This is a genomic window from Pedobacter panaciterrae, assembly GCF_013204795.1.
Taxonomy (GTDB): domain Bacteria; phylum Bacteroidota; class Bacteroidia; order Sphingobacteriales; family Sphingobacteriaceae; genus Pedobacter; species Pedobacter panaciterrae.
The window spans coordinates 262,542-276,502 of sequence record NZ_JABMKW010000020.1; the positions used below are offsets into that span (position 1 = coordinate 262,542).

General features: G+C 40.0%; 12 protein-coding genes. 7 read left to right on the forward strand and 5 right to left on the reverse strand.

The features are described from left to right. Positions 1-37: 37 nt before the first annotated feature. The 4 genes from HQN86_RS19945 (at position 38) to HQN86_RS19960 (ending at position 4,914) form a co-directional block, all read left to right on the forward strand. Entirely contained in the window at positions 38-406 is a 369-nt protein-coding gene (locus HQN86_RS19945; RefSeq protein ID WP_172662653.1) for a BlaI/MecI/CopY family transcriptional regulator, read from the forward strand. A 2-nt stretch (positions 407-408) separates the two neighbouring features. Beyond that, positions 409-1,509: a M56 family metallopeptidase gene (locus tag HQN86_RS19950; protein WP_172662654.1), complete on the forward strand. Its 1,101-nt coding sequence runs from the start codon at positions 409-411 to the stop codon at positions 1,507-1,509. Between the two features lie 186 nt (positions 1,510-1,695). Further along, on the forward strand, positions 1,696-4,011 hold the full coding sequence (locus HQN86_RS19955) for an outer membrane beta-barrel family protein (RefSeq protein ID WP_172662655.1): 2,316 nt from the start codon (positions 1,696-1,698) through the stop codon (positions 4,009-4,011). Between the two features lie 57 nt (positions 4,012-4,068). Beyond that, the gene (locus HQN86_RS19960) at positions 4,069-4,914 is read left to right on the forward strand and encodes a hypothetical protein (protein ID WP_172662656.1); all 846 of its coding nucleotides are present in this window, start codon (positions 4,069-4,071) and stop codon (positions 4,912-4,914) included. A gap of 43 nt (positions 4,915-4,957) precedes the next feature. On the opposite strand, the gene HQN86_RS19965 is transcribed toward HQN86_RS19960, so the two are convergent. Then, positions 4,958-5,701, reverse strand: a complete 744-nt coding sequence (locus tag HQN86_RS19965) for a LytR/AlgR family response regulator transcription factor (protein ID WP_172662657.1) — start codon at positions 5,699-5,701, stop codon at positions 4,958-4,960. After that, a complete protein-coding gene (locus HQN86_RS19970; protein ID WP_172662658.1) occupies positions 5,698-6,780 on the reverse strand; it encodes a sensor histidine kinase in 1,083 nt (360 codons plus the stop codon). Before HQN86_RS19970 ends, HQN86_RS19965 begins: the two co-directional genes overlap by 4 nt. Positions 6,781-7,043: 263 nt before the next feature. Here HQN86_RS19970 and HQN86_RS19975 point away from each other — a divergent pair, with 263 nt between their 5' ends. Both HQN86_RS19975 and HQN86_RS19980 read left to right on the forward strand, forming a co-directional pair. Next, positions 7,044-7,934: a VanZ family protein gene (locus tag HQN86_RS19975; RefSeq protein ID WP_172662659.1), complete on the forward strand. Its 891-nt coding sequence runs from the start codon at positions 7,044-7,046 to the stop codon at positions 7,932-7,934. Beyond that, complete coding sequence (locus tag HQN86_RS19980) at positions 7,931-10,720, forward strand: TonB-dependent receptor (RefSeq protein ID WP_172662660.1); 2,790 nt, start codon at positions 7,931-7,933, stop codon at positions 10,718-10,720. The genes HQN86_RS19975 and HQN86_RS19980 overlap by 4 nt, the downstream gene beginning before the upstream one ends. A gap of 22 nt (positions 10,721-10,742) precedes the next feature. Here HQN86_RS19980 and HQN86_RS19985 read toward each other — a convergent pair whose 3' ends face one another. The 3 genes from HQN86_RS19985 to HQN86_RS19995 form a co-directional block, all read right to left on the reverse strand. Further along, positions 10,743-11,423 carry a hypothetical protein gene (locus tag HQN86_RS19985; RefSeq protein WP_172662661.1) on the reverse strand — a complete coding sequence of 227 codons (681 nt, stop codon included), beginning with the start codon at positions 11,421-11,423 and terminating at the stop codon, positions 10,743-10,745. Positions 11,424-11,435: 12 nt separating this feature from the next. Then, positions 11,436-11,897 carry a hypothetical protein gene (locus tag HQN86_RS19990; RefSeq protein WP_172662662.1) on the reverse strand — a complete coding sequence of 154 codons (462 nt, stop codon included), beginning with the start codon at positions 11,895-11,897 and terminating at the stop codon, positions 11,436-11,438. Positions 11,898-12,156: 259 nt separating this feature from the next. Continuing rightward, positions 12,157-12,507, reverse strand: coding sequence for a VOC family protein (locus tag HQN86_RS19995; RefSeq protein ID WP_172662663.1), 351 nt, complete (start codon positions 12,505-12,507; stop codon positions 12,157-12,159). Between the two features lie 128 nt (positions 12,508-12,635). On the opposite strand from HQN86_RS19995, the gene HQN86_RS20000 reads away from it, so the two are divergent. Further along, positions 12,636-13,931 carry an ankyrin repeat domain-containing protein gene (locus HQN86_RS20000; RefSeq protein ID WP_172662664.1) on the forward strand — a complete coding sequence of 432 codons (1,296 nt, stop codon included), beginning with the start codon at positions 12,636-12,638 and terminating at the stop codon, positions 13,929-13,931. Positions 13,932-13,961 lie beyond the last annotated feature (30 nt).

Genomic DNA, 13,961 nt, shown 5'->3' on the forward strand with positions numbered 1-13,961 from the left:
TAATTTTTTAGCTGATATTTGACCATAAAAAAAGTTGATGGATATAAAAGATTTGACAAAAGTTGAAAGCCAGCTGATGCAGGTGCTTTGGAAATTAGAAAAAGCATTTGTTAAGGAAATTATCAATGAGTTGCCTGAGCCTAAACCAGCCTATAGCACCGTTTCTACCATTATCAGAATTCTGGAAAATAAGGGCATAATTGGTTATGAAGCTTTTGGCAAAACCCATCGTTATTATCCACTTATTACAAAGGAAGAATACATGCGCCACGAAGCAGATAAGTTTCTAGGCAATTATTTTTCGAATTCTGTGCAGGACATGTTTTCTTTCTTTGTTCGTGAAAAGAAAATAGACCTAAAAGATGCAGAACAGTTGCTAAAAATGATTGATAAAATTAAAGATTAAACATGGAACCTCAGCTTTACTTTTTCTGGTCGAGCATTTTGCTGACAATATTTTATTTTTTTTATCTGGTACTGCTCAAACGCGAAACGTTTTTTCTGTTGAATAGAATTTACTTGTTATCTGCACTTTGTTTATCTCCGCTGCTTCCATTAATGGATCTTTCCACTTTAATTGCAGTGCCAAAAGTGGAATTGATGGTTTCTAAATTATCGATCATTGATAGCAGAAAGCTGGTAATTGTAGCCGGGCAAGAATTTAATTGGTTACCTTTTATTTACTGGATTGGTGTAGCATTTACTACAGGTTTATTATTGATTAAACTTTTTGGCGTAAAAAGGCAAATACAATTACAAGAAAGGGGCAGTGCCTTTTCGTTTTGGAGAACAAAAGTGATCGACCAGGAACTTGATAATTTTGCCGCGATTGACGCGCATGAAACTGTACATGTAAAACAGTTTCACACATTAGATATATTACTGATTGAACTGATTGGTGTGTTCTTTTGGTTCAATCCGATAATTTATTATTACCGTAACAGCTTAAAGCTTATACACGAGTACCTGGCAGATGAACATGCTGCGAACTTCGCAGTAAGCAAAAAGCAATATGCGGTAGTGCTGTTTTTACAGAACTTTAAGGCCGGATCAGCTTTGACGAATACTTTCAGCAATCATTCATTTTTAGAAGCACGGATCAATATGTTGCAACGTAAAAAATCTAAAGTTTATAGCTTGTGGAAATATGCCTTGTGTATGCCTTTGATTGTTTTGATGACGATGATGTGCTCATTCCATACTTCCGGTTTTGATAGTTATGGCACAAACAAAATTGATCAGCCAGCAAGTTTCCCTGGTGGCTTTGAGGCTTTCAGCAAATATTTGATTAAAACCGCGAGAAAAGTCTCCGATAAAGAGGGAAGGGTTATGGTTAGTTTCGTCGTAGAAACTAATGGAGAAATTACCAATGAAAAAGTTGAAAATAGTTTGAATGAAGCGAGCGATATAGAAGCGTTAAGGGCAATAAAATTAAGTCCGAAATGGGAGCCAGCTTTGCAAAGTGGAAAAAAAGTGCGTTCAGCTTATCAAATTGGTATTAATTTTTAGTCTGATAATCAGGTAAATAGATAGTATATTTAAATATTTAGCTGCTGCATCTAATTTATTAGTTGTATGACTAAATAATTAGTTATATGTTTGGATTATTCAAATTACCCAAACATTATGCTATATCTAATTCTTAAATCCACTCGATTTTATTACTGTTTAGTTTTCGTTTTGCTCCTCAGCACAATGCTTCTTAATGCCCAACTAAAACCTGGCAAAGTTACTGGCGATGTAGTGGATGAAAATAGCACCGTACTTCCATTTGTACAAGTGACTTTAAAAAATAGTCGAGATTCCAGTACTGTAAAAGCTGTACTTGCTGATGACAAAGGACACTTTGCCTTTGAGATTCCTGCAGGAAAATATTTGATCGAGCTCAAGATGATGGGTTATGGCACAGGTTACTCTAAAGTTTTCGATATTGCTAATGCACGAACTGAATCGCCCGGCACCATACAACTTAAACCGGTTGCAACACAACTGGCTGCTGTAAACATTTCCGCATCGCTTCCATTTGTGGAAAGAAGGGCTGACAAACTCATCGTTAACTTGAATGGATTAGGTTCTGGTGCGCCAATAATCGAAGTCATGAACCAACTGCCGGGCGTTACCGTTACACCAGATGACCGGATTAGTCTAAACGGAAAATCGGTTCAGATTTATATCGACGGCAAAGCCACCACGCTTTCTGGAGAAGCATTAGCGGGCTTGCTAAAAGGTATGTCTTCATCGGCTATTCAAAAAGTAGAACTCATTGCTCAACCATCAGCCAAATATGATGCTGCAGGAAATGGCGCTATCATTAATATTATCCGTAAACGCAATTACAAAACCGGATTGAACGGGAATATCTATGCTGGCGGTGGTAAAGGAACATTTGGAAAAGCGAATGGCGGAATCAACCTAAATTACAAGGGAGAAGTTTATAACCTACTATTAAACTTTGATTATAATTACAATGATTATTTTTACAACATTTACATTGCTTCCACCTTCTTTAATGCTAAGGGAACACCAATCGGTCGCTCTGTCTCCGATATCCAAAGTACAAGAACCAACGCCAATTATACACCCAACTTGGGCGTAGATTTTTACCTTTCTAAACGCACTACTTTGTCTGCTTCAGTTAAACCGGGATTTCAAAGCTTTGATCGGGATGGTTTTGCCAACATCAATAATACTGATCAGGCAGGAAATGACCTTACGCAATCCAAATTTGTCAATCTGGTTGATATTCGTGCAACCAATTTCTCTTCAGGATTCCACCTACAACATCAATTTGATACTGTGGGACGAGAACTAACCACAGATTTAGATTATTATCGTTATGGAAACTATAACGATCAGGATAATCGAACCATCACTTTCAATCCAGTTTCAGATTTGCCAAGTGTGATAGCACAGAACCGAGTTTTTGAAGTCTATGCATTCAAAATGGATTATGCTCACCCATTAGGCAATGGCCGTCAATTAGAGATGGGTATGAAAACAAGTTATGTCAATTCCGGAAATAATAATTTTTATCAGGATATGAATGGTCAGCAAACCGATTTATTCAATTATAAAGAAAGTATTTCTGCAATTTATTTAACTTATGGTCGTACTGGTCAAAAGTTTTCATATCAGTTAGGTGTTAGAGGAGAGTATACGCATGGGCAGAGTAGGAGCTACCTTCAATCATTTCCATCACTCCATTTCGATTATAAACTAACTAAAAACCATAACCTTACATTAGGGCTCAACAAAAGGGTAGAACGTCCAGGTTACGAAAGTCTAAACCCGCTGGTACGCATCATTAGCAGTAACAATTTACAACAGGGAAATCCTGCACTTCTACCTGTAATTGCCTACAATGCCGACTTGTGGTATGGCTATAAAAATGCATTTTTCTTCGGCCTTACTTACAGTTATAGTGTCAATGATTTTACCAATCTCTCTGTTCCGCTAAATGACGGCGTTATTACTACATTGCCAGGTAATGCTGATTATTCTGATTATTTCACACTGCAAGCCATATACGGTAAACAAGTGCTGTCATGGTGGTATACGAGTACCAATGCTATTTTATCGAAACGATCTTTTAAAGGTGAATTTAATAGTGTCTTACTACAGAACGACGGTATTTTCAGTCTCACTGGAACTTCGTACAATAGTTTCTCGCTCAGCAAGAACTTCTCTTTGATGTTTCTTCTCAATTACCAGGGTAAAAGCATAAGCCGCTCCATTACCAACCAAGCTTTCGCCTATTTAACTGCAGGTGTTCGGCAGCAGTTTTTAAATAAACGTGCCTCCGCCCAGCTTAGCATTGTTGACCTATTTAAATCATACCGAAATTACTACCAACAAAATAGTGGCGCTGTACAACAAATATGGCGAAACAAGTTTGAAACCAGAATGGTGAAATTAAACTTCAGTTACAACTTTGGAGGTACCATAAAAAATACTAAGAAAAGTAATGGCGCGGAAGAAGAAAGGAAACGAAGTACTTTAAACGAAAATTGAAAAAAGGAGTAAACAGATATGTTACATTCATTATATTTGTTTACTCATCTTAATCCTATGAAAAAGCTCTACTTATGGCTTATTGTAAGTCTGATTTCTGTTAATCTGTTTGCACAAACAAATACTGCAAAACAAGATATTATTCAAAAACTTAACGGCGAAGAAATGAAAGGCAAAGTTGTCAAGGTAACCGACAGCGATGTTACATTTATATATGATGGCGAAACTGCGGAATACGTCGTTAAAAAATTTGATATTGCTAAAATTGTGCATTCCAGTGGCAGAATTGAAATAATCAGCCAACAGAGTCAGCCTTCTCAGGACCGCCAAAAAGATCCTGTAAGCATGTCTGCCTCCCCAGCTGATCATCACAATAAAATAGCTGTCCTCCCATTCACTTATTTGATGGACAATCAACCTGGCGCAGATGCAATTGGCCTCAAGGCACAGGAAGACACTTATGGATTCCTTTCACAGCATTCGGCAGGTTATACCATTTTGGATTCAAGAACAACCAATGCTATGTTAGCCAAGGCAGGGGTAACCAGAGACAAAATGATAAGTTTTACCATGAAAGAAATTTGTGATATACTTGGTGTAGAGTATATTGTTGATGGCATAGTTACACAAAATAAAGGCTACCAGACCAGTTCTTCAAGCGAAAATTCAAATACCAAGGTGAAACGCGATGGCGACAAAGATGTAAAAGGAATTTCTTCTTACGGTTCCTCATCCAGCAATGCTGTTCAACGATACGATGTGGCCGTAAGTCTGCATATTTATATGGACAATAACGCCAGTATTTATAGCCAGACCCATAAAGCTTTTTTAAGTAATACCGATGGTTCTTATGCTGGCCCATTGGAATATCTGCTCAAAAGATGCCCACTTTACAGAAAATAAAACTACTCAATAGACCAAACGCCTTACAGTTTTGTTGCGGTTTTCAAGTCCATTTCCCAACAAACTGAGCAAAAGCATCTTTATGCTGATCACCCACGCTGATCATCATTTTGCCAATATGTACCGAGTTTTTGGTCATGGATGTGATCTTATCCAGTGAAACGATAAACGAACGATGCACACGCATGAAACGTTTCGGGGGTAATTTTTCTTCCAATGCTTTCAAGCTGGTACGCGATAGGGTTGCTTTCTCGGCATTCTTTAGTTCAACCTTTACATAATCCTTTAAGCCTTCGATATACAGAATATCATCCAGGGCGATGCGCACAAGTTGATATTCCACTTTCAGAAAAAGATAATCTTCGTCTGCACTTTCTGTTTCATTTGCCACGGGGGCTTTTGCAGCAGGCTTATTTAGTAATTCAGCATAGTTCAAAGCCTTTTGGGCAGTCCGGTGAAATTCTTTGTAATTAAAGGGCTTTAGCAGATAATCCAAAGCATCTACTGTGTATCCCTCCAGGGCAAACTGGTTGTAAGCTGTAGTAAATATAATGCGCGGTTTATCAAGCCCCGTGTCCAGTACGCGTGCCAGCTCAATGCCATTTAGGTCGGGCATTTGTATGTCCAGAAATATGAGGTCAATCTTCTCAGTGCGAATGGCTTTTAGTGCATGCACAGCATTTGCGTATTTTCCTGCCAGGTGCAAAAAAGGCGTTTGTTCAATGAATTTGCACACCTGACTAAGTGCCAGGGGCTCATCATCAACTGCAATGCAATTCAATATCATAACAGATCCAGAATTAAGTGAACAGTGTACTCATTATCGGCATTGAGCTCGCAGATCTCTAGTTTATGTTTACCTGAATAAAGCAGCTCGAGCCTCCTGCGGGTATTCACCAAACCAATGCCGCCGCTGGTATCTAAGCTAACACTATTATCTTTCATTATCGAATTTTTTACAGTAATATCAAGCAGACTTTCCCGTTGCAGGATCACAATATCGATATGACTTTGCGCTGTCGCACTCACCCCATGCTTAAAGGCATTTTCAAGGAAAGGCAATAAAATCATCGGTGCCATGGGCATATCCTTTAATTGCGGGGGAGTATCAATCTTCACCTTTACTGCGTCGGTTAACCGCAATTGCATCAGACTAATGTAATCCTCCACAAAGGCAATTTCCTGGCTCAGCTGGGTTTGTCCCTGCTGCGTTTCATAAAGCAAATACCGCATCATGCGAGAAAGCTGGTGAATGGCCTCGCCGGCCATATCCCCGTCAACCTGGGTAAGCACATAAATATTGTTCAATGTATTAAAGAAGAAATGCGGGTTGATCTGTGTCTTAAGGAACGACAACTCTGAAGTGATCTTGTCTTTTTCCATCTCCTCGCGTTTCTGCTTATCTTTTTGCCATTTCCCAATGGTGGCCAGGCTGGTACTGATACCAAGCACCATTACAGAAATAACTAAAGTAAACACTTGCAATATATTTTCTCCTCGGTGTGCCAATATCTTCATCATCAAACGTTTATGAAAAGATTCATCAAACAGCCATTGATGAAAGTTAAGCGCCGGTTCACTCCAACCATCTAAAAGCACGATAACTATAATCACCCCAATGATTATTGCAAAATAGTAACCAGGATGTTTTTTTAACAAAAACCTGGGCACCAGAACAAAAGCATTGATATAAAATGCAATCACCAGCAGGCCAAGCGTAATTACCTGTCTTATCCAGAATGCATAATGAATATTAATCCCTGAAAAAAAAGGCAGATAAAAAAATATAGCCAGCCCGAATACACTCCAAACCAGGATATGTATCAATATGGTTATCAGCTTGCTTTTTGATAGTAATAGTTTCATTTCATAAAACTGGTTTCATTATTTGTCCGGAACATAATAAAAACAGCTGCAATATCACTTATTAACTGGTTTCCTGCAAATTCCAGCGCTATTGAGCCATTTTGTGCCGACCAACAGGCATTTTTCGTCTTTTAACGGGGATTACCTTTTTTTATGATATATAAGATCTCGTTAATCGAACAAAAAGAAGCCTCCGTCTATGATCTGCTTGTCGCGGTATATTACATTTTAGGATGGATAAATAATGCTTTTGCTTTGTGTCTATGAAGAAGCAATTAATATCAACATTTATTCTCATCGCTTATAGTGCGATCCTGATCAAGGTAATGGTATTTAAGGATGTGCCCATGATCAGGATAGGCTCCTTGATGATTTATTTTGGTGGATCACAAACAGGTCCGGCCAATTTAGTTCCGTTCAAAACCATTTTGGTGTATCTGCTAGGGGAGAAGGGCTTGGTAATCGGAGGCATTAATCTTATCGGAAACATTATTTTGCTGGTACCGGTAGGATTGCTGGGCCCTTTGGTTTTTGCGGACATCACATGGAAAAAAATGTTTGTGCTTGCAATTGCCACCGGTTTTGCAATCGAGGGATTACAGGTACTATTGCGTGTGGGCATATTTGATATTGATGATGTTATATTAAACGGACTTGGTGTTATGATAGGCTATTGGGCCTTTACCGTTCTGGGAAGGAAGCTGCGTTTGATGGAATCCAAAAATATCAGGATTGCCGTAATTATAATGATGCTTGTAGCTGCTGGTGTAGCATGTTATGGTCTTGTTATTTATCAGAAAGGTCAGTTTCCGGTACGTTTGGAACCGGGCCCGGAGCGCGGCAGGTCTGACCGTGCTGAAGAGGGTCAAGGTAGTGGGCCTTCTCAAGGCAACGACCCCTGTGGGGGCACCGGTGGCCTGGGGCAGATTGTAAGTACAGGAAATCAGGCTATCATTGTTCAACAGCGCGACGGCGAGAAAGTAATGATTAAACTTACCCGCCAGACAACCATCAGAAACTCTTCAGGCGCCATCTTAGTGTCCGATTTAAAAATAGGTAGCAGGGTAACAATAGTTACCTACCAGTCAGATGCAGAGGGCAACAAAATTGCAACAGCTGTTTTGGTTTGCAACGCACCAAATCAGGGATCATGAGACGTCTACATTTTCTTTCAGTTGCTGCCTTGCTTTTCAGTATGCAGGTTTACGCACAAACCGGCCGTCAGGTAACCGGTGTGGTAAAAGATTCCACAGGAGCAACGCTACCATGGGCAACGATTAAATTGTTTACAGATAAAGACAGTTCAGTTGTTGCTACTAATTCCACTGGCAGGTTTACCTTCTCATCGGTATCAGTTAATCAATTCAGCCTGGTGGTTACTTCTTTAGGTTATCAGGGTGTTAAACGGCGGTATAATCTTGTTCCTAACAACATCACAGCCGAACTAGATCCAATCGTATTAAAAAGTGACCCTATTACGCTTCAAGGTGTTACAGTCACTAATGCTAATGCGGTTAAAATAAGGGAAGATACAATTGAATACAATGCATCAGCATACAAAGTGCGAGAAGGTGCAGTAATTGAAGACGCCATTAAGAAAATGCCTGGTTTAGAAGTAAGTAACGATGGTAACATCACAGCACAAGGTAAACAAGTAAACAAGGTGCGACTCAACGGGAAAGATTATATGGCAGGTGATGTGAAAAGCCTGACCCGAAACTTGCCTGCAAATCTGGTGCAGAATGTACAGGTCATAAACGATTACGGTGATCAGGCCAATATTACGGGCATCAAAATCGGTGACCCACAAAAGGTATTAAACATTAATATCAGGAAGGATAAAAATCATGGCTATTTTGGTCAGGGAACTGTGGGCAGTGGCCGTGATGCTGTTCGGGAAACAGCAGGGATAAAAAATGGGGGTCGTTATGTCGGAGCAACCAATGTATTCAGTTTCCAGGACAAGCGTCAGATAACCATATCAGGTGACGTCAACAATACCAATACAAGCCTGTTTACCTTTACTGGCGGAGACCGTCCGAATGTGTTTGGTCCGGATCCAAAAGGTATTACTACCACACGCTCATTAGGGTTTAACTATCGTGATGATTGGAGTAAAAAGGTAAAAGTTTACGGCAGCTATAGTCTTGCAGACAACTCGGTATACACCACTTTAAAAACGGTTCAAAATAACATATCAGGCCAGCTACCTTCAGTCCAGAACAGCAATAGCACAGAGAATACCCAGAATCTTAACCATCGTTTTAAATTCAATATAGAATACAAGCCAGATACAGTAAATTACTTTAAATTCATCCCTACGTTTTCGTACAGCGGGGGGCGCACCGATCAAAATTTTGCAAGTAGGCTACAAGCCCAAAATATCGGTAACACTTTAATCTCAGATTATACAAGAACTTTATTGTCTCACACCAAGGCGCCCAACTTTGGCCTTAGTGCATTGTACAACCATCGGTTTCGGAAGCGCGGGCGCAATCTCAATGTATTGTTAGCCAGTGGTACTACAAGAAATAAACAGTATCAGAATCCTGTCTACAATTATCTGGAAGGCAATGCCAATGCCCCGGTAAATCAGATGATCAATACCAGCAGGCGTACCGACAGCTTGGGTCTTTCCTTGTCATACCTGGAGCCGATAAGTAAAAAAACATATCTGGAATTCAATTACCAGTACCATAACGTACAAACAGGGGCGGACAGGCTTACCGACACGGTTACCGGCGCAGGTGATGTCAATCGCGATCCTAATTTAAGTAACGATTACAATTTCAATTTCATCACCAACAATTTTACCGTAAACTATCAGGTAATTGACCAGAAATATAACTTTACATTGGGTGTGACCGCGCAACCAACATTGCTGAAGGGCTCATCATCTGCCACTGCCCCGACACACAAAACCATATTTAATTTTTCACCGGTACTGCATTATGTTTATAACTTCTCCGACCTTCAGGCACTGGCTTTGGACTACCAGGGAGCAAGCAATTCACCAGTCTATTACCAATTGCAGCCGGTGATTGACTTTTCAGAGGCCAGCTATCCGATACAGGGTAACGCGGATCTGCTGCCCGAGTACAACAACAACTTTCAGATCAGGTATAACAAATTCGGAGACGGTACGGGCAAAACTTTTTTTGTGAATCTGAGTTTTACTCAAACTGACCATAAGATTGTAGCCAACACCGTTACCTATCCACGCAATTACAAAGCTGACCCAAGGCTAGCGGGGGCAATATTAACGAAATATCAGAATGCTTCTGGGTTTTATAATGCTTCGGCATATTATGCGTTTGCCAAGCCATGGGCAAAACGAAGATACAGCTTATTCTTTAATGGGAAGGTCACTTACAATAACAACATTTCTTACCTCACTGATGTTCTCGATTCACTCGGTATTGATCAAACTGTCCAAAAGAATATCGCTAAAAACTTTGTGCTTTCTCAGGGAGTACGTTTCAGGGTAGATATTCCCGAGGTTTTAGACGCAGAGGCGAGTGCCAGTTATAGTATTAATCAATCCAAAAATTCTGTCGCACATGCCAATATTGACAATAACTTTCAAACCATTACTCTTGGCACGAATGGCAACCTCTATTTCCTGAAAAATTGGACCTTAAATTATAACTACAGCAAGATGATTTATGAAGGCTTCAGTGGTTCCACCAACCCAAATATTCTGAATACCTACCTAGAGCGGCGTTTTCTAAAGAACAACATAGGTACGCTGCGCTTTTCTGTGTATGATGTATTTAGTGAGAATACAGGTTTTACCTCAACTCAAAACGCTTATGCCATTACGCAAAGCAGCGTAAACCGCTTAGGGCGTTATTACCTGCTCACCATTACACTCAGACTGCAAAAGTTTGTTGGTCGTCCTCCAAGGGGGATGCCAGGTGGCCCGGGTGGGGGTGGTTAGCCCCCGGGCTAAGTGCAAAAATCTAATCTCCTCCTAACGGTTTTACTAACTTTAAGGTTTTTTCATTACCAGAATTTGCTGTTTTTGCATCATACTCAATGCTTTCGGTGATTAAGTCAGAATCATAAGCAATTCTGGCTTTTCCCTCAGGCACAAAAATACCTGTACCACCTTTGCTGTTATCAATGTTTATTAAACCAATAGTGTAATTTTTAATGTTGTTGCCTTCTTTTACACCCGAAATTATCGTAGCAAATATGGCAGAGTAGGAGCCATAAGTAGATTTAACTTTCCCGTAGATGGTAAAATTATTTCCCGAACCTGATATTGCCGTTACAATGCTGGTATCTCTTAAAGTTAATACATGCTCGCCAATTAAGCTTATACCAAAATCATCATTGTGTTGGTCAAAAAATTTCACCTTTGAACTCAGAAATGCATTTCCCGGTTTATCTCCGGATATGTTTGATGCTTTTAGAATCAGTGGCGATACATAAAATGCGCCCTCCATATTAGGGGGTGTTGTACCTTCATTAACTGGAAAATTTAATCTTTTAAGGGTATCTAAATATTGCTGTGGAATTACATCCTCGATTTTATTTTTAAGAATTTCTTCATTTGATGGCCCATCTTTATCTTTTTTGCATGAAGCAAGGTAAGAGATGCATATTATTGCCAGTGTTACAATTGAAGTGTTTTTCATTGGTATTATCTTTTACTTTTTAATTTTAATTGATATTTGTCCGTCTTCCAGGGCTTCAATATTTTTCTCGGCAAAGATGGCCGGATTGGTCTGTTGTAAGGCAACCAGTAAATCTTCTGTTGTGCCGCTATGCTGCAAATTAATTGTAGAGCCCGATGAGCTAAATTTCATTTTCGAACTGGCCACACCCTTAGTACTTGCTGCCTTTTCATTAATGCTCTTTAGGGTAGCAAAATCGACACCGATAATATTTACAGTAGTCTGCGCTTCGGCTGCCACTTCTTCCTCCGCAACTTTCTTTTTGCCAAAGAAACTACCGATTTTACCACCGGTTTTTCCGGCTCTATCAGCTTGTTTTCCCGCTTTATCCGCCTTGTCAAGTGCACGGTCTATTTTATCTAAAATGCCTTGTGCATTTACAGATGCTACACCAAATAATATCATGGCGAAGCAAATAATTCCAAATTTTTTCATAACGGTAATTTTTAAGATGTACTCAAAGTGACTAATTATTGCTTTTTCAAACAATAGATGAAAATTTGTATTTTTTTCTAATGGTTTACCTGTATTTTTTGTGATAATTTTTTATCGCAAGGTTACCTCACCAAATCAAGCCTTTGAAGCAATTATACACTGATGGTGCAGTTAGAAGGAGGTAAGAAAAAAAAGCGGGTAGTTTTGCTATTCCTTATATAGCTAGCAATTCAGTTATCTCCGTAATTATTTGTGATAATTATATGTGGGCCAAAATATTAACCAATTTGTTGAAAGGATCACGCACAAAAAATCTACGAACACCCCACGGCTCATCAACGGGACCATATTCAATTGATATCCCACAATCTCTCATTCGCTTAAGCGCCTCATCAATGTCATTGACTTCGATAGATAAATCAGGTACCGGTGTACCCGAACCACCCTCCGTTGCAAAGCTTATCTGAATGTTTTGATTCTCATTAGACCCATAGGTCTTAATCCAACCATGATCCATCAATAAATCAAGCCCAAATATAACTTGGTAGAATTGTTTGGCCGCATCTATGTTTTGCGTGGATATGTCTACAACGATTCTTTTAACTTTCATAGATTAATATTGACTGCAAATAAAAGAAAATAATGAACACATATTGTAAAGTTTCTGAGTTTACAGGTTAAGATAGCAGTTCAGGTAAATCCGAATAATATTTATCTTTATTTCAAAAGCTACCTTTTATGAACACACTAGATGCCTTTATTAAAGCCAGTGTATGGTATGGCTCAACAGACGAAGCCGAAGCCTTACTTGCTTCTTCTCCCGACATTGCCGAAAGTAGCATTTACACGGCTGCATTGCTTGGAAATGACATCGCCATAAAACACTTTTTGGCTCAAGATCCTTCTCTTGCCACCGCTAAAGGAGGAACACTAGGATGGGATGCATTAACCTATCTCTGTTTTTCCCGGTTTTTGCATAGTCTCCCTCCGGCATCTTTTGTTTCCGCTGCTCAAACATTGATCAGGGCCGGAGCTGATGTAAATACAGGTTTCTTTGATGATCAGCATACACCTCATACAGAGTGGGAAAGTGTCCTTTATGGCGCTTCTGGGGTAGCATTCCATCCGGAATTGACCCGATTGCTTCTCAACAACGGTGCAAATCCTAACGACAACGAAATACCTTATCATTCACCAGAAAGTTACGACAACCGTGCCTTCCAGCTATTGCTCGATAGTGGTAAGATGACTGTAGATTCCCTGGCTACTATGCTGTTGCGTAAGTGTGATATTCATGATACCGAAGGCATCCGCTTGGCATTGCACAGTGGGGCAGATCCTAATCGTTTAACCATTTGGGGCGTTACAGCGCTACACCAGGCCATCCTGCGCGACAATCAGTTACAAAACATATTGATGATACTGGAGCATGATGCTAATCCTGGATTGCAAAGCCAGAAAGACGGCAGATCTGCCACAGTGATGGCAGCACAAAGGGGCAGGGCAGACGTATTGCAATTGTTCCGGGATTACGGATTTGACATATCCCTGCAGGGAATGGACGAACTGGCCAGAGCCTGTGCGCTGGATGAATCTGCAACAGGAATTTTATCGGCTGAGTATGGAGGTATGCTACTTGGTGGGTTTGCGGGAAATAACAACGCGGCAGGAATAGGAAGAATTCTTGCCTTGGATATTCAAGTAGATACGCCTTATGTAAATGGAGATGGTTATTTTGGAATTCCGAAAAATAGTACTGCATTGCAGATTGCAGCTTGGCGCGGAGCTCATGATGCAGTAAAAATGCTCATCAATAACGGAGCAAACGTAAATACAAAAGATACTAACGGAAATACACCATTGTTGCTCGCTATACGTGCTTGTACCGATTCCTACTGGATGGACTGCCGCAAAACGGATTCGATTGCAGCGTTGATTTCGTCGGGGGCAAATACGGAAGGTATTATTCTGCCTACTGGATATGATGATGCAGACCGCTTACTTGATGCCGAACTCAACAATGATATCAGATAGTTTTGTCTAGTTATTGAGTAAATTTGTAAA